Consider the following 20,769-nt stretch of genomic DNA (forward strand, 5'->3'; position numbering starts at 1 on the left):
GGAAATACGCACGGTGGAACGGAACTTCTCGTTCGTGTGGCGCTCGGGCGTGTGGCGCTCGGGTATACGGCGCTCGAGCCGGAGGGAAAAGTCGCGGGAATGAAGGGAAGGGCGGCGGTGGGCCGTCAGGCGGCGGGCAGCCGTGTCGCGAGGTGCGAGGACCGGGCCGCGCTGCGCGCGTACAGCCGGAGCAGATCATTCATGCGATAGCGAATTCGCCCGGCCGGATCGCGGCCTTCCACATATATCAAGTGCATGCCGACAAGAGTTTCGAAAGCGTCCTGCGCCTTGGCGGGAGGGAGACCCAGCGCGGGGGCGACCCGGAGGTCCATTCCGGTGTGGGCGGTCTCGCCCAGATGCTGGAAAAGCCGGCAGGCGGTCGTATCGAGCCGGTTATAGGTGGACTCAAGACTGGTCCGCAGGTCCAGGGAGCCGTAAGCGAGTTCGTCGAGGCGGCGCTCCTCGTCCGCGATCCTCACCAGCAGCTCCGCGAGCGTCCAGTGCGGCCGGCTCACCAGTCGGTAGGCCACCGCCCGCAGCACCAGCGGCAGGCCACCGCAGTACCGGGCCAGCTGGGCCGCGGCCTCCGGCTCGTCCCGCATCCGCTCCCGGCCCGCGATCCGGACCAGCAGTTCCAGGCTCTGCTCCTGCGACAGCTCGTGCAGCACCCGCAGCCGGGCGCCGGCCTGGGTGCCGAGCGGGACGCGGCTGGTGACGAGAACCCGGCAGGCGTGCCCACCGGGCAGCAGGGGTTCGATCTGCTCCTCGCTGGCCGCGTCGTCGAGTACGAGCAGCACCCGCCGTCCCGACATCCAGTTGCGGTACAGCTCCGCACGCTCGTCCAGGTCGGCGGGGATCCACGCGGGCCGGAAGCCCAGCGCGCGCAGCAGCCTGGTGAGCACCGCGCCGGAGGTGGCGGGCCGGTCGCAGGTGCCGCGCAGATTGACGTAGAGGCGGCCGTCCGGGAAATCCTCGCGGAGGCTGTGGGCCGCCCTGATCGCCAGTGAGGTCTTGCCGACGCCCACTCCGCCGGTGATCACCACGGTCGGCGGCAGGCCGGCGGCGGGTGAGGTCACGGCCGAGCGCAGCCATGCCAGCTCGCTGTCGCGGCCACCGAAGTCGGCGAGGTCCATCGGCAGCAGATCCGGGCTGGTCCCCTTGTGGTCGTCGTCGCCGTGATCGTCGGGGACCGGCACGACCGGTACGGGCCGCACACTCGACACCGCGGGGACCGGGGCGAGCGCGGCCGGGACGCGCGGTCCGACCGTACGGAGCGACGGCACCGGCGCGGTGCCCCACCGCTCGTGGGCCATACCGAGGGGCCGGCCCTGGAGTATCTGCCGGTGCAGCTCGCGCAGGCCGGAGCCGGGGTCGGCGCCCAGCTCGTCGGCGATGAGGTGACGGACCCGCTCGTACTGCTTCAGGGCCTCGGCGACCTGCCCGTTCGCGTACAGGATCCTGATCAGCCGCTCGTGCAGTGGTTCGGCGAGGGGCTCTTCGAGCAGGGCCTGACGCAGTACCGCGAGACCGGACAGGCCGCGGCCGGCACGCACCTCCGCGTCCACCCACTCGGCCAGGACCTCGTGCTTGAGCTGGAGCAGGGTGCCGCGGACGCGTTGTGCCCAGTCGCCGTTCAGCCCCGCGAGGGCCTCGCCGCGCCACAACCGCAGGGCCTGTCCGAGCAGTTCGACGCGGCGGGGATCGTCCGCGTTCAGGGCGCGGGCGCGGGCGACCGTGTCCCGGAAGCTGGCGAGGTCCACCAGATCCGGCCGGATGCCCAGCATGTAGCCGACCGCGTTGCGGTGCACCGTGACCGGTGTGTCCGTGGCGTTGGTCGCCTCCGCCAGCACGCGGCGCAGCCGGGTGACGTAGGTGTAGACCACGCTGCGCACGCCGGTGGGCGGGGTGTCGCCCCATACGCGGTCGATCAACGACTCGATGGTGGTGGGCCGTTCCGGCTCGACGAGCAGGGCGGCGAGGACACTTCTCTGCCGGGCGGGTCCGAGGTCGACCGTCTGGTTTTCCACCCGGAGTTCCACCGGGCCGAGCACTCTGAACTCCATCACAACGCTCCCATGAGGGTAGGGGAGTGGACTAAGGGTGACCTGGGATTCTCCGCCGGGCCCGCTGCGGCTCGAGTCGCCGGACAGGCCTGCTGAAGGTGTTCGCCGGTGCCGGCGGTCGCTGTGCGGCGACAATGGCGCACAGGGCGGGTCAGTGTGTGGCGACGGCGACGCACAGGGCGATCAGCGCGAGGGACTGCAGGGCGACCCGGAGGTTGATGACACCGTCCCAGGTTCTCTGCAGGGATCGCGCGTCGTCGGGGGTGGTTCCCGCCAGGGCCGCGGCCGTCAGGCGCTTGTTCACGGGCGCGCTGATCCTGGCGTACACAACCAGCCAGCCGATCAGCGCGACACTGGCCACGGCGCAGGCCACGGCCTCGGTGGAGCGGCCGTCGACGGCCGCGAGGACCGAGGCGAGCACGGCGGCGATCAGCCCGACCGCACCGGGGACGGGCATACGCCGGTCACCGTACCGATGTACCTGGCCCATCACGCTCGTGAGCGCGGCGTCGTCCACCTGGGCGAGAGCCGGGCGCTGGACGAGCGCGCAGAACGTGTCCGTGCCGTAGACCACCGAGTTGGCGAGAATCGCCACCACGGCCAACACCTGACTGAGCGTTCCCATGAGAGTTTCTTCCATCCTCCATTGGCGGAGCGGCCCTGGCCGGCCGCGCCTGCGGACACACGACGCCAGGTGGCGCCGGCCCGCTCAAGGAGTCCCCTCATCCCGGGCGCTAGCAACGCTAACACTGCTACGTGCGTCGTGCCAGTGCCGCTTGAGACACGCTGGAGAAGTCACACATATTCAACTTCCCTATGTAAAGGGATAGTTGGTCCACAGTCTGCTCCTGGGGCGGAATGCGGTGTGGCGGTCGCGGGAATTCCGCGACCGCCACGCGCCGACAGAACCTCAGTCGGCGTCCACGGCCGCCCCGGCCGTGACCACCCGGCCCGGCGCGACGGATTCCGCTACGGGTACCGGCCGCTCGGCCGCCGGCCGCGGGGCGGCGGGCGGTACCGGCCGGCCGCCCTTGACGAAGAACATCGCGACACCGCCCAGCGCCACGGCCGCCGAGCCCACCCAGAGCGCCGGCGCCAGGCCGTCGGCGAACGACTGCGCGGTGGCCAGGCTGCCCTGCGCGGTGAACACCGCGCTCAGCACGGCCACCCCGAGCGCGCCGCCCAGCTCGCGCAGGGCGTTGTTCGCCCCCGACGCGATGCCCTGCTCCTCGGTGCTCACCGAACTCATCAGTACGTTGGCGATCGGGGCGTAGAACATGGCCATGCCCACACCGCCGAGGATCAGGGCCGGCACCTGCGAACTGTAGGAGACGCCCACGTCGGTGACCCACGCGAACCAGCCGAGCCCCAGGGCCTGGAGGAACAGACCCACGATGACGATCGGACGGCCGCCGATGCGGTCGGAGAGAATGCCCGCGATCGGCGCGACCAGGATGGGCATCCCGGTCCAGGGCAGCATCCGCACGCCGGCCTGCAGGGCGCTGAACCCCTGGATGTTCTGGAAGAACTGGGTCAGCAGGAAGATCGCGCCGAACATGCCGAGGGCCATCAGCAGGCTGGCGATGTTGACGCCGGTGAACGACCGGTTGCGGAACATCCGCATCGGCAGCATGGGTTCGCGGGCGCGCAGCTCCCACAGCACGAACGCCACCGACATCGCCCCGCCGCCGATCAGGGCGGTCAGGATCGGCGCGCTGGCCCAGCCGTCGGCGTTGCCCTGGACGATGCCGTAGACCACACCGAACAGGCCGAGGCTGATCAGTACGGTCCCGACGACGTCGAGCCGGCTGTTCGGGCCCCGGCTCTCGGTGAGCTTCCAGTGGGCCAGCGGCACCAGCAGCAGGCCGATCGGCAGGTTCAGCCAGAAGATCCACTGCCAGGAGAGGTGTTCGACGATCGCGCCACCGATCAGCGGACCGCTCGCGACGGCAAGCCCGTTGACCGCGCCCCAGGCCCCGAGCGCCAGGCCCCGGTGCTTGGCCGGTACGGCGGCGGTGAGCAGTGTCAGTGTCAGCGGCATGACCACGGCGGCGCCGACGCCCTGGACGGCGCGCGCCGCGATCAGGGTGTCGATCCCGGGGGCCACGGCGGCGGCGGCCGACGCCAGGGTGAACAGGGCGAGTCCGGCGATGAACATCCGGCGGCGGCCGAACCGGTCGCCCGCCGCCGCGCCGAGCAGCAGCAGGACCGAGAAGGTCAGAGTGTAGGCGTTGACCGTCCACTCGAGCTCCTGGAGGTCACCGCCGAGTTCCTCGCTGATCGAGGGCAGCGCCGTGATCACGACGAGGTTGTCCAGCATCGCCATGAAGCCGGCCAGGCTGGTCACGATCACAGCCCAGACCACCGATGGGCGCCTGCCCGAAGGCAGTTGACTCTCCGACACGGTCGTATTCATCTCTCACACTCCAGCCAGGCCGTGATCGGGGGACCACGAACATAGTGATTGGTTACTAATTTTCTTGGGCGTGGAAGGCCCTGGCGGGTACCGGCTCAGCCGTCGGTCACCGGGCGCGGCCCCGTCCAGCAGGGGCTCTGTGCCGCGATGTCCAGGGCGAGCAGGGTGTTGATGTACATCCCGGCGGCGAAGAAATCGTTGATGTCTGGCAGGCGGTGCCCATGGCTTCCGGCGCGGTGTCTCCGTCGGGCCCCTCGGAGGCGTCGCGGAAGGTGCTGGTGAGCCGGGTGAAACACAGGTCGGCACAGGCCGGGAAGAGTGCCGTCCTGCCCGGGAACAGCCTGAACAGCCTGAAGACGTACGGCTGCGAAATCCCGGCCCGCCGCGCTGTGCGCTCGGTCGAGGTGCCGTGGTAACCGCCCGTCGAGAACTCGCCCAGGGCGACCCGGGCGATCATCCTGCGACGTTCCTCGGCGCTCATCCTTGCGGACCGGGTGGGTTGGGGAATGGTGCGCTGTTCGCCGACGGGCGCGTTCGGCCGTGCTCCGTCGTCCAAAGGTGGTGGCACGGCATGCTCCTTCACGCTGGTTCCCGGCGGCCCCGCATGTGCGTCAGTCCGCGTCCTGATCGGTCGGCAGCACGATGAACTGCTCGACGAACACGGACAGTCGCTCGTCCTCGTGGCTCGGTCGGAGCCGGCCGCTCCGGTTCAGTGTCACCATGCCGTGCAGTGCGCACCAGACCAGCTCGGAGAGGGTGTCCACATCGCGGCCTGCCGCCACGACTTCCACCGCCCGGCGAAGCTCGTCGAACGCCTCGACCAGCGAGTCCGGCGAGTCCGGCTGACCGAACACCAGGTCCACGGACATGGTGAACATGGCCTCGTAGACCGTCGGGTTCTTGGCGGCGAAGTGTGTATAGGCCCGGCCCAGCGCCCACAGGCCGGCCTCCGGCGAGTCCGCCCGGCCGCGCGCTTCGCGCAGTCCGGTGGCCAGCTCGTCGAAGCCCTCCAGGGCCACGGTGCGGACGATGTCCTCCTTTCCCTTGAAGTGCTTGTAGAGCACTGGTTGGCTGTACTCGATCAGGTCGGCGAGCCGGCGGGTGGTCACCGCTCCCCAGCCCTCCGAATTCGCCAGCTCACGCGCGGTGTTGATGATGAGCTTCCGGCGTTCGGCCTGCTCGCGTTCTTTGCGTTGATGTATGGCCATGCCGTGATGATAGCAAAGCTAGGTTCGCTGCCTAGGATAGGCGTAACATTGCTTCAAAGTCTAGCGTTGGCAACTGCGGCTCCACGGTGCGGTTACGAGGGTGCGCGGAGGGCGTCGACCGGTTCCATTCGGGCCGCGCGCAGGGACGGGTAGAGGCCGGCGATCAGGCCGACCAGGGCGCCGGCCAGCGGGGCGCCGAAGGCGAGGGTCAGGTCGAGGACCGGCGTCCACTCCTTGGCGACGGCCACACCCACCACCACCGCGATCCCCAGGGCCGCGCCCACCACACCGCCGAGCAGGCCGATCGTCGTCGACTCCAGCAGGAACTGGCCGGCGACCTGGCGCCGGGACGCGCCCAGCGCGCGGCGCAGGCCGATCTCCCCGACGCGCTCCATGACGGTCACCAGCGTGACGTTGGCGATGCCGATCGCGCCCACCACCAGGGACACCAGACCCAGGACGAGGAAGAGACCGTTGACGTCGCTCTCGACGTTGTCACGGGCCCTGGACAGATCGGCGGGGGCCACCACGGTGAGGGAGTCCTGATGCCCGGGGGACAGCGCGATCGGCGCCTGACGGGCCACCTGCTGGGCCGCGCCGAGCGAGGTGTTGATCAGTACGTGGGTGACCTTCCGCAGCCCGAGGCGGTCCCCGGCCGTCGTGGACGGCAGCAACACGGAGGTGGACAGCCGCTGTTCGCGCTTGATGCCGCCGAGGATGCCGATCACCGTGTACGACTGGCCCTTGAAGAAGACCGCGGGCGCGTCCTCCACCCGGCTGATGCCGAGCAGCTTCGCCGCCTGGTCGCCGAGCACCGCCACCTGGTCGTGCCGGGCGACGTTGCCGGCGTCGAAGAACCGCCCGGCGGTCATCCTCCCGCGTACACCGGCCGGTACGCCCTCCGAGGCGGCGACCACGGCCAGGGTCTGGCCGGAGGTGTCGCCGGGCGCGTTGATGTCGTTGGCCCGTACCAGCACACTGCCGGTCGCGGGGGAGTCGCCGAGCGCCGCGACCGACTCGACCCCGGCGAGCCGCCCGACCGCCTCGGTCCCCGACCAGGGCACCAGGGGGCCCGAGTCCTCCGAACCCGGCGCCGGAGCCGGCACCTTCACGGTCACCGAGGTCGCGGTGAGCGCGTCGAACCGGCCGACGATCTGGTTGCCGGCCGTGGCCGCCACCCCGATCGTGATCACCAGAGTCGTGATGCCGAGCACCGTTCCGAGCGTGGTCAGCGCGGACCGTACGGGCCGGGCGAGGATGCCCGCGAGCGCCTCCCCCCACAGGTCCCGGGGGTCCATCCACGGGCGGTCGATGCGGCCCTCGCGCACGGTGTCCGGCGTGTTCTCCGGGGCTTCCGGGGTCCCTGGGGCTCCCGGGGCTTCTGGGGTCTCCGGGGCCCGCGCGGCCCGTGTGCCCCGTACCGTTCTCACCCCGCCTCCAGCGTCAGCCGGCCGTCGGTGATCCGGACCCGGCGGCCCGCCCGGCGGCTCACCGTCTCGTCGTGGGTGATCAGCACCAGGGTCATGCCCTGCGCGGTCAGGTCGTCGAAGAGCGACAGCACCGAGAGAGTGTTCTCGCTGTCCAGGTTGCCGGTCGGCTCGTCGCACAGCAGCAGCGCCGGATCGCTCATCAACGCCCGTGCGATCGCGACGCGTTGGCGCTCCCCGCCGGACAGCCGGTCGGGCCGGAAGCCCGACCGGTGCCCCAGCCCCACCCGCTCCAGCGACTCCAGGGCCCGGACCCGCCGGCTGCCGCGCCCGCGTCCCTGGCGGGGCCTGCGGTACGTCTCGGCCATCATCACGTTCTCGTCCACCGTCCGGTACGGCAGCAGATGGAACGACTGGAACACGAACCCGATCCGGCTGCCGCGCAGCGCGGTGCGTTCCGGATCGCCCAGGCCGGTGGTCTCCACACCGTCCAGCCGGTAGGTGCCGGCGGTGGGCCGGTCGAGCAGGCCCAGTGTGTTCAGCAGCGTCGACTTCCCCGAACCGGACGGACCGACGACGGAGAGGTGTTCACCGCGCCGTACGGCCAGATCCACACCGCGCAGCGCCTGTACGGGCGGCACCGAGTCGAACGTCCGCTCCACAGCGGTGAGTTCGATGACGGTGGGCGCGGCGGATGCGGTGGATGTGGTGGGCGCGGCGGGCGCGGTCGGAGCGGTGGGCGTGCTCGGAGAGGTCACTCGCCCACCACCACTTCGTCGTCCTGCGTCAGCTCGCCGCCGCCCGCCGCCTTCACCTCGACGAGCCCGGCCGCGGAGAGCCCGACGTCGACCCGCACATCGGTCATCTCCCCGTCGCGCCGTACCCGCACCCGGGCCTGGCCGTCGGCCGCCGTACGGATCGCGGCGAGCGGTACGGTCAGCACCTTGCCGTCCGAGGCGCCGATCTTGATGGTCACCTTCACCGAGGCACTGGCCTGGCCGGCCAGCGGACCCGGGTCGGCCACGGAGATACGCAGCGGGACCGGGGCCGTGGAGTCCGTGGCGGACCCACCGGCCGACTCCTCCTCGTTCCCCTCCTCCTCGCCGCCCGGCGCACCGGAGCCTGACCCCGCCGCCGGGGAGGTGACGGCGTCGGCTCCCAGCGCGCTCACCTTGCCGACGGCCTTCTTTCCGTCCGCCGTGGTCAGCTCAACGGCCATGCCCTCACTGAGCAGTTCGGCGTCCGAGCCGGGCACGACCGTCTCCACCACCAGGTCCGAGCTGGTCACCGTGCCGACCGGGCCCGACGGGGAGTCCCCGGCCTTCACGGTCACCTTGTCCAGCCGTACCGGCAGCTTCGGGAAGAAGACGACCTCACCGGCCGGGATCTTCGTCCCGTAGGACTCCCGGAAGCCGGCGAGCGCGGCGTTCGCGAGGTTGAGCGACTTCCGCGCCGACGTGAGCTGGAGCTCCCGGACCTGCTTCTGGGCGGCGGACTCCACGGGGGGCGAGGCGGTGCCTTCCCCCTCGCCCGCAGCCGCGCCCTCGCCCGCACCGGTACCCGCACCGGCACCCGCACCCGCGCCACTGCCGGTGTCCGTCGCCAGGAGCAGCGCCTGCTGGGCCGCCGACACCGAGTCCTCCAGCGCCCCCAGCTGCTGCTGATCCGCCAGGCTCGGCTTCTGCGCCGCCTGCCCCTTGCTCGCGTACCAGTTGGTGACCGAGGTGGCCGTGCCCTGCCGGTACGCGCCACTGACCGCCCCCGGGTCGAACCCGAGCCGCCGCAGCGCCTTCTGGAGCTGCCGCACATCGTCGCCGGTGGCGCCGGGCCCCAGCGTGCGGTACATCGGTACGTTGCCGGTGAGCGCGAACACCGGACGGCCGTTGACCATCATCAGTACGTCGCCCTCCTTGACCTTCGTACCGGCGACCGGCGGTTTGGTGACCCGCTGCTCCCCGGCCTCGCCGCCCTCGCCCCCGGACGTCCCGGTGCCGACCTGGCCCGCCAGTGCGAGCGGCCGGGGCGAGGCGAACTCGACGGACCCCGTCGCCACCACGGTCGCGGTGAGGGACTGGCGTTCGACCTTGACGGTCACCGGGCCGGCCTTGGGCGCGCGGCGCGCGGCGGCGGCGTCGGCGGGGGAGTGCACCTGCGTGCCGGCGACCCAGCCGCCCGCGCCGACCAGGACCACCGCGCCGACCACCGCGCCGAGCTTCTTGCGGCTGCTGAGCTGTCGCGCCTTGCCGAGCAGGGTCACGCGCCATCCCCCCAGTACGGGTGGGCCTTCTCCTTGGGGAAGTACGCGGCCCGGAAGTCCTTGCCGCACTCCAGGTCCTTCAGAGCGACGGCGATCTCCTTGGTGAGCAGCGGCAGCGCCTCCTCCTTGGTGAGGGTGGGGCGGTGCTCCGGCAGGGCCGTGGTGATGTCCAGCCGCACCATGGAGGCCAGGCCGGTCGGCTGGGTGGTGGAGACGGGGATGCCCTCGCCCTTCAGGCAGGTCGCGTACTTCTGGGCGAGCTGGACCAGTTCGGCGTCACCGTTGAGTTCCAGTCCGTTCGCGCGGTTCTCCTCCTCACGCGCCGCCCAGTTCTTCTTCTCCTCCGCCTGGCTCTTCTGCGGACCGTACGCCGCTTCGTGCGCTTCGAGGGTGCAGCCGCCGAGCTGCTCCTTCTCCTTGGACTCGGCCGGGGGCCCGTTCAGCGCGGTGTCGTACGCCGCCTTCTGGGCCTCGCTGAACCCTGCCTGGTCGGTGTTGGGAGGGTCGAGGACCTTGCCGCCGGCGTTTCCGCGCGCGTTGCTGCCGGGGGCGTCGGAGTCGTTGGGGTACACGCTCGCCGCGTAGGTGCCGAACCCGTACTTCTGCCGGGACTTCTTCGCCGCCGCGTAGTCCTCCCCGTCGGACACGTTGCTCACGGGGGAGTTGTTCTGCGCCGCCACATGCGGGGTGTAGGTGAAGCCGAGCTTCTTCATGCAGGCCGCGAGGGTGTTCTCCTGGATGTACAGCTTCTTGGTGTAGTCGTCCGCGTCGTCGGGGACGCCGAGCTGGGCCGCGCCGTCGACGGTCTTCGTCGTACCGCCGCCCGCCTTCGAGCCGGAGCCGGTGCCGGAGCCGGAGCCCGAACCGGAATCCGCCGCCGAGTCGCTCGAACCGCCGCACGCGGCCAGCAGCGGCAGCATGCCGACCGCCAGCGCGGTGATCAGGGACGTGCGCAACCTGTTTTTGGGCATGCTCATGCCATCTCTTCTCTCGTGTCTCATTGCTTGCTGTCGGAGCTTGTTGTCGGAGCTTGCTGTCGGACGGGGAGCTACGGGGTGGCTAAGGGGGAGCTGTGGTCAGTCGTCCTTGACGGCGTCGAGGAGCGTCGGGTTGGTGGCCAGGTCGCACAGCTGATCGGAGGTCAGCGCCTGGTCCTGGCCGGCGCGGGAGCCGTCGAGAGCGCCCGCGATCACCTGCACGGTCCAGCCGTCCGGGGTCATGTAGGTGGCGCCCGTCGCCGTCGCCGACCGCGACTGAATGTCCGCCTTGGCGGACGGCGGCTCTGCCACGACGGCGTAGAGCAGCACCGGGCCCAGCTTCCACGGCTTGAAGGAGCACTCCCGCAGCAGGCTGTTCCATCCGGTGGCGTACGCGTCCTCCGCACTGGCAGGACAGAGCGGATCGCCCTTGGCGGACTTCAGCTCAAGCGCCTTCGGGGCGGCGGCGGTCCGTGTGATCGACACGTACAGCTCGTGCGTAGCGCCCCCGGGCGTGGTCAGCAGGAAGTACTGTCCCGGCCGCACCGGCAGCTTCGGTGACGCCGCCTCGACCGTGCCGGTCTTCGGGTGGACGACCGACCGCAGCACCTCCAGCGACGGGTATACGACCGCGTCCTCCCGGGTGGTCCCCGGGTTCGCGGGCGACGCCGTCGTGTTCCCGCCCGCGAGCATCGGCAGCACCACCGCGTACCCGCCGGTCAGGAAGGTCGCCGCGACCGCCGCGGAGCCCAGGGCCGTACCGATACGGCGCCGGCGGCGGATCCGTACGCCGCGTTCGATCGCGCCCGGCACCAGGTCGGGCATCGGCGGTTCCGCGCCGGTGCTCAGTCCGCCGAGGGCCTCGGCCAGGGAGAACCCGTCATCGCCGATGCCTCCGCCGCCGTTCCCGTCCGTGCTGATCATGCTCACCGCTCCGTCTTCGGATAGCTGATTCCGGCGCGCCCGCCCGCACCGGCCCCATTCCCGGACGACGTCAGCGGGGTGTCGCCCAGGACGCGGCGCAGCGTGGCCAGCCCCCGGGACGTCTGGCTCTTCACCGTTCCCGCGCTGCATCCCAGCGCCGCCGCGGTCTCCTCCACGCTCTGGTCCTCCCAGAACCGCAGCACCAGCACCGCCCGGCTGCGGGTCGGCACCTGCCGCAGGGCGGCCAGCAGCGTCAGCCGCAGCTCCGGGTCCTGCGCGGGGGCCACCACGTCGTACTCGTGCGCGGTCGGCCGGTCCCACCACCGCCGGCGCCGGTGCTCGTCCAGGAACGTACGGAAGAGCACCCTGCGGGCGTAACCGTCCGGCGAGTCCATGTGGACGCGGTGCCACACCGCGTACAGCTTCGCCAGCGCCGTCTGCGTCAGGTCCTCGGCCAAGTGCCAGTCGCCGCACAGCAGATACGCCGCGCGGCGCAGATGCGCCTGCCGGCTGCGCGCGAACTCGTCGAAGGCGATGGCGTTTCCGCCGGCACCTCTGGTGACGACGGAGGCGCCGCCGCCTGCCTTGGAGAAGGACTTCATGCCGTATTGACGGACGCTCCGGCCGGGCGGTTGTCACCGATCCGAAGAAAGTTTCCGGGAGGGGTAACCGGGGTAGCCCCGGCCGCGGCCTCAGCCCCGGCCGATGTACGGCATCGTCGTCGCCAGCACCGTCGCGAACTGGACGTTCGCCTCCAGCGGCAGCTCCGCCATGTGCAGCACCGTCCTGGCCACGTCCGCCACGTCCATCACCGGCTCCGCCATCAGCTCGCCGTTCGCCTGCGGCACCCCGCTCCGCATCCGCTCGGTCATGTCCGACGCCGCGTTGCCGATGTCGATCTGGCCGCAGGCGATCCGGTACGGACGGCCGTCCAGCGAGAGGGACTTGGTGAGCCCGGTCACGGCGTGCTTGGTCGCCGTGTACGCCACCGAGTCCGGCCGGGGCGCGTGGGCCGAGACGGAGCCGTTGTTGATGATCCGGCCGCCCACCGGGGCTTGTGCCTTCATCAGCCGGAACGCCCCCTGGGCGCAGAGGAAGGAGCCCGTGAGATTGGTGTTCACGACCTTCTGCCAGGCGGCGTAGGGGAGTTCGTCCACCGGGACGCCGCCGGGGCCCGTGGTGCCCGCGTTGTTGAAGAGCAGGTCGAGGCGGCCGTACCGCTCCCGTACCGCCGCGAAGAGGGCGTCCACGTCCCGGGGGTCCGACACGTCGGTCCGTACCGGCAGCGCCGGACCCGCCAGCGCCGCCGCCGTCTCCGCCAGGGCCGCCGGCTTCCGGCCCGCCAGGACCACGGTCCAGCCCGCGCCGCTCAGGGCGCCGCACACGGCGCGGCCGATGCCGGAGCCGGCGCCCGTCACCACCGCGATCCGCTCCGCCGGAACGCTGCCGCCGCCGTTGTCGTTGCCGCTCGCCACCGTGTTCATGAAACGGAGCGTACGGTCGTACGGTCTCGGGCGGAAGCGTCCACAGGGGCGTCCACCATGGCGTCCACCAGGCCGTCCACCGGCTACCTCACGCGGAAGCGTCCACCGGGTACCTCACGCGGAAGCGTCCACCGGGTACCGCACGCCGATACGGTCCCGTACCGCGTCCAGCGTCCGCATCACCGCGAGCGTCCCCTCCAGCGGAACGAGCGGCGACTCCGTCTCCCCCGCCCGCAGGCAGCGCATCGCCTCGGCGGCCTCGTACTGGAGCCCGTGCATACCGCCGTCCCCGGTGAAGCCGTCCCCCACGAAGCCGTCCGCCGTGAACTCCTCCGGCTCCGCGCCGTTCCTGCGCAGCACGAACCGCTCCGCCGTGAAGAAGCCCCCCGGCACATCGATCCGGCCCGTCGTGCCCGTCACCGTCGCCGTCGCCGCGGTGCCCGCCGTCACCGAGCAGGTCAGCAGCGCTGTCGCCCCCGAGTCCCAGCCCAGCAGCATTCCGGTGTTCAGATCGACGCCCTCCGGCGACAGCAGCGCGTCCGCCCGCACCCGGTCCGGCTCACCCAGCAGCAGATGCGCGAACGAGACCGGATAGACACCGAGGTCCAGCACCGCCCCGCCGCCCAGCGCCGGATCCCGCAGCCGGTGATCGGGCGCGAACGGCCCCTGGAGGCCGAAGTCCGCCTGTACGGTACGGACCTCGCCGACCGCCCCGTCCCGCACCAGCTCCGCCAGCCGCCGGATGACCGGGTTGCAGTACATCCACATGGCCTCCATCAGGAAGAGCCCCCGCTCCCGCGCGAGTGACACCAGCTCCCCGGCCTCGCGCGCGTTCAGCGTGAACGCCTTCTCGCAGAGCACCGGCTTCCCCGCCGCCAGCGCGAGCCCGGTGGCCGCCCGGTGCGCGGAGTGCGGGGTCGCCACGTACACGATGTCGACCTCCTCGTCCGCGACGAGCGCCGCCCACTCCCCGTACGCGCGCGGAATCCCGAACCGGTCCGCGAACGCCTTCGCGGGCGCGTCGCTGCGCGAGGCCACCGCGACGATCTCCGCGTCCGGCAGCTCCCGTACGTCGGTCACGAACCGCTCGGCGATCCCGCCCGTCGCCAGCACACCCCAGCGCACGGGCCTGTCCTGGGCTATGCCCCGCGCGGTCTCTCCCGTGGTTCCGTCCGTGGTTCCGTCCGTGGTTCCGCTCGCTGTCATGACTGCGCCCCCATTAATAGGTCCCGATGACTCCGGCTGAGCTGAGAGCATAGGTGTGTCAACAACGAATCATGGAGCTATGGATGCCGGACGGCGGCCGAACCACAGAAGGACGCGCGACCCGCGAAGGACACATACCGCCAGGACAGAGCCGTCCGGCAGACCTTCCGAACACCACGGAAACCCCCCTCCCCACGAAGATCCCCCTCCCGACGCAGGCCTCGGGGAGCGGCCCGGAGGCGGTGCAGACCCCGCAGGCCGCCCAGACTCCGCAGGCCGCGCCCGTCGTCGCCGCGCGCCGCGCCGGGCTGCTCGTCACCCTCGTACTCGGCGGACTCACCGCCCTCCCCCCGCTCTCCATGGACATGTACCTCCCGGCGCTGCCCGAGGTCACCCGCTCGCTGAACTCACCGGCAGCGACCGTCCAGATCACCCTCACCGCCTGTCTCGCCGGCATGGCGCTCGGCCAGATCGTCGTGGGACCGATGAGCGACCGGTGGGGCCGGCGCAGGCCGCTGCTCCTCGGCATGTTCGTCTACGTCTTCGCCACCGCCCTCTGCGCCCTGGCCCCCACCACCGAACTCCTCATCGGGTTCCGGCTGCTCCAGGGGCTCGCGGGCGCGGCCGGCATCGTGATCGCCCGCGCGGTGGTGCGTGATCTCTACGACGGCGAGGAGATGGCCCGCTTCTTCTCCACGCTGATGCTGATCTCCGGTGTCGCGCCGGTGATCGCGCCCGTCATCGGCGGCCAGGTGCTGCGGCTCACCGACTGGCGCGGCATCTTCGTCGTCCTCACCGTCGTCGGAATCGCGCTGACCTTCGTCGTCTGGAAGTGGCTGCACGAGACGCTGCCGCCGGAGCGGCGCCACAGCGGGGGCGTCGGCCACGCGCTGCGCACCATGCGCGGACTGGTCGCCGACCGGGTCTTCACCGGCTACATGCTGTCGGGCGGGCTCGCCTTCGCCGCGCTCTTCGCCTACATCGCGGCCTCGCCGTTCGTCGTACAGGAGATCTACGGTGCGTCGCCGCAGACCTTCAGCCTGCTCTTCGGCGTCAACTCCATCGGACTGATCGCCGTCGGCCAGATCAACGGGAAGATCCTGGTCGGCCGGGTGGCCATGGACCGGGTGCTGGGCTTCGGGCTGACCGTCATCGCGCTCGCCGCGCTGGCGCTGCTGCTGATGACCAGCGGGGTGTTCGGCTCCGTGGGGCTCTTCCCGGTCGCCGCCGGGCTGTTCGTGCTGATGTCGGCGATGGGGCTCGCGATGCCCAACACCAACGCGTCGGCGCTGATGCGGACCCCGCACGCGGCCGGTTCCGCGTCCGCGCTGATCGGTACGGCGTCGTTCCTGATCGGCGCCGTCGCCTCCCCGCTGGTGGGGATCGCGGGCGAGGAGACGGCGGTGCCGATGGCGGTCGTCCAGCTGGTGAGCGCGCTCGGGGCGCTGGGCTGCTTCGTGGGCCTCGTACGGCCGTGGCAGCAGCGGCGGCCGATGAAGCAGCCGACGGCGCACAGCTGAGCCGTCGCGTTCGAGGGTCAGTCCTCGTCGGAGCGGTGCGGGTAGCCGATCAGATGCGGCCTGTCCCTGCCGTCCGTCCAGCGGAAGAGACCGACGTTCATGGTCTCTCCGCTGGGCAGCCGCACATTGGCGGCCATCGGCGCGGGCGCCGCGTTCGTGAGATCCACCCTGACCGGGCCCCCGCCGCCCGCGAGGGCGTCCGCCGGGCTGCGCACGCTGATCGCGCCGTACGCCGTGCCGTCGTCCGAGACCGTCGTCAGGGTCAGCGGATCGGTGCCGTCCTCCTCCTCGAAGCAGTACGCCTTCTTCTCGTCCAGATCGAAGGCGAGCCGCCCCGCGATCAGGAAGTGGCCGCCCGGCGAACTGACGAGCCGCGGGTCGTCGACCGGCTTGATCGCCGGCCTGCGGCAGCGCACCTGCGTGACGGCCTTGCCGGTCGCCACCTCGTGCAGCACCCACAGATCGTGCGTACGGACGTCCTTCGCGCCCTTCTTCGGCTGCCACTTGGCGAGGAGGTAGCCGCCCGTGACCGAGGCCGGGATCCCGGACGCCGGGTCGGCGTTCTTCGGGGCGGTCTTCCCGCTGTACCAGCCGCCGCGCACCCAGAACCCGCGCGCGCCGCTGACCAGCAGCCCCTTGTCGGTCATCGCCCGCACCTGGGTCAGCTTGCGGCAGTCCGCGCACTTCTTCGGGTAGCCGAGCGAGCCCGGCGGGACCTTGACCACATCACCGGTCTCCGGGTCGACGACCGCGCTGGTGGCCTTGCCGTCGCTGATCAGGATCCCAGGACCGTCCGCGCTCACCACCGGCGCGTCCGTCCACGGCACCTCGACCCGGGTGACGGAGCCGGCGGCGGCGTCGTACACGTCGAGGGAGACGAGCGACTCGGCGGGGCGCAGCCCCTGCGCGTCGAGCTTCCCGTACGACCAGGTGACGAAGTACTCCTGGCCGTCCTTGGCGACGGACAGCAGCCGCGGGAAGCGGTCGCCGGAGGAGAGCGGGCGCGCGGGCTGCCCTTCCCAGCCGTGCTTGCCGGTCGCCGGGTTGATCGTCCGCAGCCGGAACCGGCCGGCGCCTGCCCGTTCGAGGTAGGCGACCCGGTTCGTGGCCTCGGCGACCGCGTACTCGGGGGAGCTGTCCGGAATGTCCCAGCCGCGCGTTGTGTCGTACGCGGACGGCACACTGAGCCGGGGCGCGCGGGCCGCGCTGTCGCCGGTCGCCTGCGGGACCGGTTCCTTGGCCCTGGCCCTGGTGGGTTCCTTGCCGCCGCAGGTGGCCAGCAGGAGCAGCAGCGCCAGCACGATCACCCCGGCTACCAGGGTGATCCGTACGACCCTCTGTCTCATTGGTCCCTCCGGGAGAGCACTGCCGGCCAGCCGAGGCGCGTAGCGTAGCAACTGCGTGTGCCCGTCCCGCCGTTCGATCCCCGGTGACCGGAGCCGGGTGACCGGACCCGGACCGTACACGGACCGTACGCGCGAGTACGGTGCCCGCTTGGGGGTCAGGAGCCGCCCGAAAGCGCGATCGGCTGATCCGGACCGGACCCGGGCCGGCTGCGGGCCAGATTCGGAAGAGAACATTCCGCGTCTACGATTTGCCGGTGAACGCCACCCTCTCCACCCCGGAAGCCCTGCGGGCCGCCCTCGCCGGACTGCTCGAAGGACTGCCGCCCAAGCAGGCCACGCAGGCCGTCGACCGGCTGATCGCCAACTACCGGGGGACGACCCCGACGGACGCGCCCGTACTCCGGGACCGCTCCGACGTGGCCGCGTACGCCGCGTACCGGATGCCCGCGACCTTCGAGGCCGTACGGTCCGCCCTGACGGCGCTCGCGACCGCCGCGCCCGACTGGACCCCCGGCAGCCACCTCGACGTGGGCGGCGGTACGGGGGCGGCGGTATGGGCGGCGGACGCGGTATGGCCGGATGTGCGGGCTCCCGCCGGCACACCGCCCCGCACGACCACCGTCCTGGACTGGGCAGAACCCGCGCTCGCCCTCGGCCGCGAACTGGCCGCCGCCTCCGCGCTGCCCGCCCTGCGCGCCGCCGACTGGCGCCGGGCCAGGATCGGCGCGGCGCTGGAGCTGCCGGCGGCCGACCTGGTCACCGTCTCGTACGTACTGAAGGAACTCACCGCCCCCGACCGCGACGCACTCGTCACCGAGGCCGCCCGCGTCGCGCGCGCCGTGGTGATCGTGGAACCCGGCACCCCCGACGGCTACCTGCGGATCATCGAGGCCCGGACCCGCCTGATCGCGGCGGGCCTGCGCGTCGCCGCCCCCTGCCCCCACGACGGCACCTGCCCCATCGAGCCCGGCACGGACTGGTGCCACTTCGCGGCCCGGGTCAGCCGCTCCTCCCTGCACCGCCAGATCAAGGGCGGCTCACTGCCGTACGAGGACGAGAAGTTCAGCTACGTAGCGGCAGTGCGCTTCGACGCCACCCCGGCGCGTGCCCGCGTGACGCGCAAGCCGCAGATCCGCAAGGGCCAGGTCCTCCTCGACCTCTGCACGGAGAAGGACGGCCTGACCCGAGAAACGGTCACCAAGCGCCACGGCCCCCTGTACCGCGCGGCGCGGGACACGGAGTGGGGGGACGAGTGGGGCGACGAACGGGGCGACGGGCGGGGCGACGGGCGGGGCGACGAGCGGATCCGGTGAGGACCCGTCCGCGGATCCCTGCGGATCAGGGGTTCTCGCCGAGGGCCGAGCGCAGCCAATCGAGCGATCCTGTCTCCAGCACAGCGTCGGCGAGCGCCTGACCGGACGCGGTGGTGATCCGGCCCCGGCTGTTGTCGATCCAGCGCTGCGCGTTGGCATAGCCCTGATCCCGGTACTCGATGCCCTGGATCATGCACTCCAACTTGTCCGCGTCACGCGCGCAGACAGCCTCCGGTGAGTCCTTCGCCTCGTACTCCGCGACGAGTTCGCGGATCGTGTCCGCCAGCACCTCGGGCATGCCGGCCACCTGGTCGGCGGTGATGTCGCGGGGATCGGCCTCGCCCTTGGCGTACTTCTTGCCGAGGTGGTTGACATCCCCCGTACGGGTCTCCTGAGAGTCGTGCCAGACGGCGAGAACCGCGGCTTGGGCCGGGTCCGCTCCCTCCAGCTTCGCGATGACGGAGGCGATGAGAGCGGTGCGCCAGGAGTGATCGGCGACGGACTCGGGGTCCTTGACACCGGCCATCCACCAGCCGCTGCGCCTGGTGGACTTCAGCGTCCCCGCCTCGTACAGGAATCGGGCCACGGCGCTCAGATCGTCGGTCACTGTCGGGCTCCTCTCACGCAGGGGTACGGTACGGCCGAGGTCAGGCGGTGGGTCCCGGGAGGTCGAGCACCATCGCGGTGTAGAACGGTGCCTCGTCCCACGGGTGCGACAGCCCGACCTCGCGGTATCCCCACTTTCCGTACGCCGACCGGGCGGCCTTCGCCTCGGGCTCGGGCCGGACGGTCAGGGTGACGCGCTCGACGTCCAGGCAGTCGAGGAGCAGGGCGTGCAGATGGGCGGCGACCCCGAGACGCCGCCATGCCTTCCGCACGGCGAGTTCGAGGATGACCCAGGTCCGTGCGCCGTCTTCGCGGGTGAAGTCCTCGGCCAGGTCCTCCTGGACGTTGGACCACCACCTACTGGTGGCTGGGAGAAGGTAGCCGTAAGTAAAACCAACGACCTGATCGCCGTCACGCGCGATGACGAGACGCATCCCGGCCTTCCGTACCTGCACCTGGTAGCGCTGGATGAACTCCGCGATGTCGCTGGGGCCTTCGCGGTACGGCGGCTCGGCGTACACCTCCTCGTAGGCCGCGATGAAGTCGTCGAGCCGTTCGGCGGCTTCCTCGCCCTCGAACCGTTCGTAGGCGAACTCGGACTGCGTCACGCCGCTCCCTTCGCCCGGGCGTACTCGGTCAGCTCCCCGACGGCCTGACCTGCGGAGACAGCGTCGCTGTCGCGAAGCAGGCCCGTCACTTCGCGGAGCTTCCGCGTGACGCGGCCGGACTCAACTTCTTCGAGGTGCTCCAGGCTTCCTACGGCATGAGCGGCGCCCTCGTCGACATCGCCGGCCCGGACGAGGCTTTCCGCGAGTCTGAGCCGGTACAGGGCGCGGTTGCGGCCGTAGGTACGGTCCTGGTGGTCGAGGGCGGCCCGGAGGAATTGCGCGGCGGAGTGGTGTTGGCCGAGTTCGGCGTAGAGCATCCCTTGGGAGTAGTCGAGTTCGGCATGCCCGTGGAACGCCGCCCACTCCGGGGCCGGACGGCCACGGCCCGTGCTGCTCCGGTCGACCAGATGCATGGCCTCGGTGAGTCGCCGACCGGCGCTGCGGCCGTCGTTCAGGAGGGACAGGGCACGCGCCTCACGCGCGGCGATGATCGACCGGAGCGTGGGAGAGCCGAGGCTGGTGGCGCGCTCCTGGGCGGCCCTGGCGAGTTCGAGCCCTTCCCGGGGGCGGCCTTCGTGGCACGCCTGCAAGCTCATGGAAGAGAAGACGAGAACTTCGAGGTCCTGGTCTCGTAGGACCGTGGCGGTGGCCAGGGCCTGGCCCCAGTACAGGCGGGCGTTGTCCTGGTCATCGGCGTCGTAGAAGAGCCACCCGCAGTACGCGGCGGCCTCCCCCGCGAGGAGCTGGAGCTGCCGGCCGATGGTGTCCGGATAGGTGCGGGTGTTCAGGATCCGGCGGACACGACGGAGGTGACGGACCGCCAGCGAGCGGACATCGGTCCCGCCGTACGCGTTGTCGAGCTGGAGGAGCGAGCGCAGTCCCTCACGGAGTTCGAGGAGTTGTACGGTTCCAACGGCGCCGGTCGATCCGGTGGGAGTGAGTGGGCGGGGGTGGACCGGCAGGCCCGCGGCGGCTGTCACCCCTACGGTGTCGGCGAGGAACGCGCGTCGGTCCACGGGAGACACGCCTCTCTGTGTGGGGAAAGGTGCACATCCCACAGTGACGCCTGGCGGAGGTCCGGGGAAGCCCAGGATGCTGGGGCTCACTCCGAACATCGCGTGCAGGACCTTCCAGGCCCGGAGCCTCGGCGCGGGCGGCGCCGGCTGCCGCCACCGGCGGAATTGACGGTCGGTCATGGTGGTCGGCTCGCCAAGGACATCCGCCGTCTGCTGGAAGGCCCGTAAGAATTCCGCCGGCTTCGACCACCCGCGCTCGATACACGCCTGCTCGAACGGTGTGACGACGTCCATCCTGTACCCCCAGTGATCTGGTTCATACCGACGGTAGCGCTTGCGTGACGGTGTGAAAGTCCGTCCTGGTCAAAAGTCCGGCGAAAAGTCCGGCTGAACGTCCG

19 protein-coding genes are annotated in these 20,769 nt (G+C 71.3%); 2 read left to right on the forward strand and 17 right to left on the reverse strand.

All coding sequences use genetic code 11. The features are described from left to right. Window positions 1-125: 125 nt before the first annotated feature. From AB0389_RS14330 to AB0389_RS14390, 13 genes are all read right to left on the reverse strand, one after another. Window positions 126-2,063 (reverse strand): BTAD domain-containing putative transcriptional regulator, encoded by a 1,938-nt coding sequence (locus AB0389_RS14330; protein WP_366395682.1) that lies wholly within the window; start codon window positions 2,061-2,063, stop codon window positions 126-128. A gap of 151 nt (window positions 2,064-2,214) precedes the next feature. Further along, on the reverse strand, window positions 2,215-2,688 hold the full coding sequence (locus AB0389_RS14335) for a DUF1772 domain-containing protein (RefSeq protein ID WP_366395683.1): 474 nt from the start codon (window positions 2,686-2,688) through the stop codon (window positions 2,215-2,217). A 285-nt stretch (window positions 2,689-2,973) separates the two neighbouring features. Next, a complete protein-coding gene (locus AB0389_RS14340; RefSeq protein WP_366395684.1) occupies window positions 2,974-4,479 on the reverse strand; it encodes a DHA2 family efflux MFS transporter permease subunit in 1,506 nt (501 codons plus the stop codon). A 106-nt stretch (window positions 4,480-4,585) separates the two neighbouring features. Further along, complete coding sequence (locus tag AB0389_RS14345; RefSeq protein WP_366395755.1) at window positions 4,586-4,960, reverse strand: TetR/AcrR family transcriptional regulator; 375 nt, start codon at window positions 4,958-4,960, stop codon at window positions 4,586-4,588. Window positions 4,961-5,090: 130 nt separating this feature from the next. Continuing rightward, the gene (locus AB0389_RS14350) at window positions 5,091-5,687 is read right to left on the reverse strand and encodes a TetR/AcrR family transcriptional regulator (protein ID WP_366395685.1); all 597 of its coding nucleotides are present in this window, start codon (window positions 5,685-5,687) and stop codon (window positions 5,091-5,093) included. Window positions 5,688-5,779: 92 nt separating this feature from the next. Then, complete coding sequence (locus tag AB0389_RS14355; protein ID WP_366395686.1) at window positions 5,780-7,015, reverse strand: ABC transporter permease; 1,236 nt, start codon at window positions 7,013-7,015, stop codon at window positions 5,780-5,782. A gap of 98 nt (window positions 7,016-7,113) precedes the next feature. Next, entirely contained in the window at window positions 7,114-7,791 is a 678-nt protein-coding gene (locus AB0389_RS14360) for an ABC transporter ATP-binding protein (protein ID WP_366395756.1), read from the reverse strand. A gap of 77 nt (window positions 7,792-7,868) precedes the next feature. Continuing rightward, window positions 7,869-9,371 (reverse strand): peptidoglycan-binding domain-containing protein, encoded by a 1,503-nt coding sequence (locus tag AB0389_RS14365; RefSeq protein ID WP_366395687.1) that lies wholly within the window; start codon window positions 9,369-9,371, stop codon window positions 7,869-7,871. Beyond that, window positions 9,368-10,348 (reverse strand): hypothetical protein, encoded by a 981-nt coding sequence (locus tag AB0389_RS14370; RefSeq protein ID WP_366395688.1) that lies wholly within the window; start codon window positions 10,346-10,348, stop codon window positions 9,368-9,370. The genes AB0389_RS14365 and AB0389_RS14370 overlap by 4 nt, the downstream gene beginning before the upstream one ends. A gap of 99 nt (window positions 10,349-10,447) precedes the next feature. Beyond that, window positions 10,448-11,272 carry a hypothetical protein gene (locus AB0389_RS14375; protein ID WP_366395689.1) on the reverse strand — a complete coding sequence of 275 codons (825 nt, stop codon included), beginning with the start codon at window positions 11,270-11,272 and terminating at the stop codon, window positions 10,448-10,450. A gap of 2 nt (window positions 11,273-11,274) precedes the next feature. Continuing rightward, on the reverse strand, window positions 11,275-11,874 hold the full coding sequence (locus AB0389_RS14380) for a SigE family RNA polymerase sigma factor (RefSeq protein ID WP_366395690.1): 600 nt from the start codon (window positions 11,872-11,874) through the stop codon (window positions 11,275-11,277). A gap of 90 nt (window positions 11,875-11,964) precedes the next feature. Next, window positions 11,965-12,756, reverse strand: a complete 792-nt coding sequence (locus AB0389_RS14385; protein WP_366395691.1) for an SDR family oxidoreductase — start codon at window positions 12,754-12,756, stop codon at window positions 11,965-11,967. Window positions 12,757-12,870: 114 nt separating this feature from the next. After that, window positions 12,871-13,869 carry a Gfo/Idh/MocA family oxidoreductase gene (locus AB0389_RS14390; protein WP_366395757.1) on the reverse strand — a complete coding sequence of 333 codons (999 nt, stop codon included), beginning with the start codon at window positions 13,867-13,869 and terminating at the stop codon, window positions 12,871-12,873. Between the two features lie 176 nt (window positions 13,870-14,045). Between AB0389_RS14390 and AB0389_RS14395 the strand changes: the two genes are divergently transcribed. Further along, window positions 14,046-15,482, forward strand: coding sequence for a multidrug effflux MFS transporter (locus tag AB0389_RS14395; protein WP_366395758.1), 1,437 nt, complete (start codon window positions 14,046-14,048; stop codon window positions 15,480-15,482). Between the two features lie 17 nt (window positions 15,483-15,499). Here the strand turns inward: AB0389_RS14395 and AB0389_RS14400 are convergent, their stop codons facing one another. After that, a complete protein-coding gene (locus AB0389_RS14400; RefSeq protein ID WP_366395692.1) occupies window positions 15,500-16,828 on the reverse strand; it encodes a hypothetical protein in 1,329 nt (442 codons plus the stop codon). Between the two features lie 254 nt (window positions 16,829-17,082). Between AB0389_RS14400 and AB0389_RS14405 the strand changes: the two genes are divergently transcribed. Further along, complete coding sequence (locus AB0389_RS14405; RefSeq protein ID WP_366395693.1) at window positions 17,083-18,141, forward strand: small ribosomal subunit Rsm22 family protein; 1,059 nt, start codon at window positions 17,083-17,085, stop codon at window positions 18,139-18,141. 25 nt (window positions 18,142-18,166) lie between these two features. Here the strand turns inward: AB0389_RS14405 and AB0389_RS14410 are convergent, their stop codons facing one another. The 3 genes from AB0389_RS14410 to AB0389_RS14420 are packed head-to-tail and all read right to left on the reverse strand — an operon-like array spanning window position 18,167 to window position 20,371. Beyond that, window positions 18,167-18,748, reverse strand: a complete 582-nt coding sequence (locus AB0389_RS14410) for an HD domain-containing protein (RefSeq protein WP_366395694.1) — start codon at window positions 18,746-18,748, stop codon at window positions 18,167-18,169. A 40-nt stretch (window positions 18,749-18,788) separates the two neighbouring features. Continuing rightward, entirely contained in the window at window positions 18,789-19,355 is a 567-nt protein-coding gene (locus tag AB0389_RS14415) for a GNAT family N-acetyltransferase (protein WP_366395695.1), read from the reverse strand. After that, window positions 19,352-20,371, reverse strand: coding sequence for a hypothetical protein (locus AB0389_RS14420; protein ID WP_366395696.1), 1,020 nt, complete (start codon window positions 20,369-20,371; stop codon window positions 19,352-19,354). Before AB0389_RS14420 ends, AB0389_RS14415 begins: the two co-directional genes overlap by 4 nt. Window positions 20,372-20,769 lie beyond the last annotated feature (398 nt).

This window comes from Streptomyces sp. NPDC093109 (genome assembly GCF_040701725.1).
Taxonomy (GTDB): Bacteria; Actinomycetota; Actinomycetes; order Streptomycetales; family Streptomycetaceae; genus Streptomyces.

What these genes read in the sequence shown, in the direction of transcription:
- AB0389_RS14335 (WP_366395683.1), bottom strand. Translation starts at nt 2,688, where the DNA reads ATGGGAACGCTCAGTCAGGTGTTGGCCGTGGTGGCGATTCTCGCCAAC.
- AB0389_RS14380 (WP_366395690.1), bottom strand. Translation starts at nt 11,874, where the DNA reads ATGAAGTCCTTCTCCAAGGCAGGCGGCGGCGCCTCCGTCGTCACCAGA.
- AB0389_RS14345 (WP_366395755.1), bottom strand. Translation starts at nt 4,960, where the DNA reads ATGAGCGCCGAGGAACGTCGCAGGATGATCGCCCGGGTCGCCCTGGGC.
- AB0389_RS14370 (WP_366395688.1), bottom strand. Translation starts at nt 10,348, where the DNA reads ATGAGCATGCCCAAAAACAGGTTGCGCACGTCCCTGATCACCGCGCTG.
- AB0389_RS14385 (WP_366395691.1), bottom strand. Translation starts at nt 12,756, where the DNA reads ATGAACACGGTGGCGAGCGGCAACGACAACGGCGGCGGCAGCGTTCCG.
- AB0389_RS14330 (WP_366395682.1), bottom strand. Translation starts at nt 2,063, where the DNA reads ATGGAGTTCAGAGTGCTCGGCCCGGTGGAACTCCGGGTGGAAAACCAG.
- AB0389_RS14350 (WP_366395685.1), bottom strand. Translation starts at nt 5,687, where the DNA reads ATGGCCATACATCAACGCAAAGAACGCGAGCAGGCCGAACGCCGGAAG.
- AB0389_RS14395 (WP_366395758.1), top strand. Translation starts at nt 14,046, where the DNA reads ATGCCGGACGGCGGCCGAACCACAGAAGGACGCGCGACCCGCGAAGGA.
- AB0389_RS14375 (WP_366395689.1), bottom strand. Translation starts at nt 11,272, where the DNA reads ATGATCAGCACGGACGGGAACGGCGGCGGAGGCATCGGCGATGACGGG.
- AB0389_RS14400 (WP_366395692.1), bottom strand. Translation starts at nt 16,828, where the DNA reads ATGAGACAGAGGGTCGTACGGATCACCCTGGTAGCCGGGGTGATCGTG.
- AB0389_RS14340 (WP_366395684.1), bottom strand. Translation starts at nt 4,479, where the DNA reads ATGAATACGACCGTGTCGGAGAGTCAACTGCCTTCGGGCAGGCGCCCA.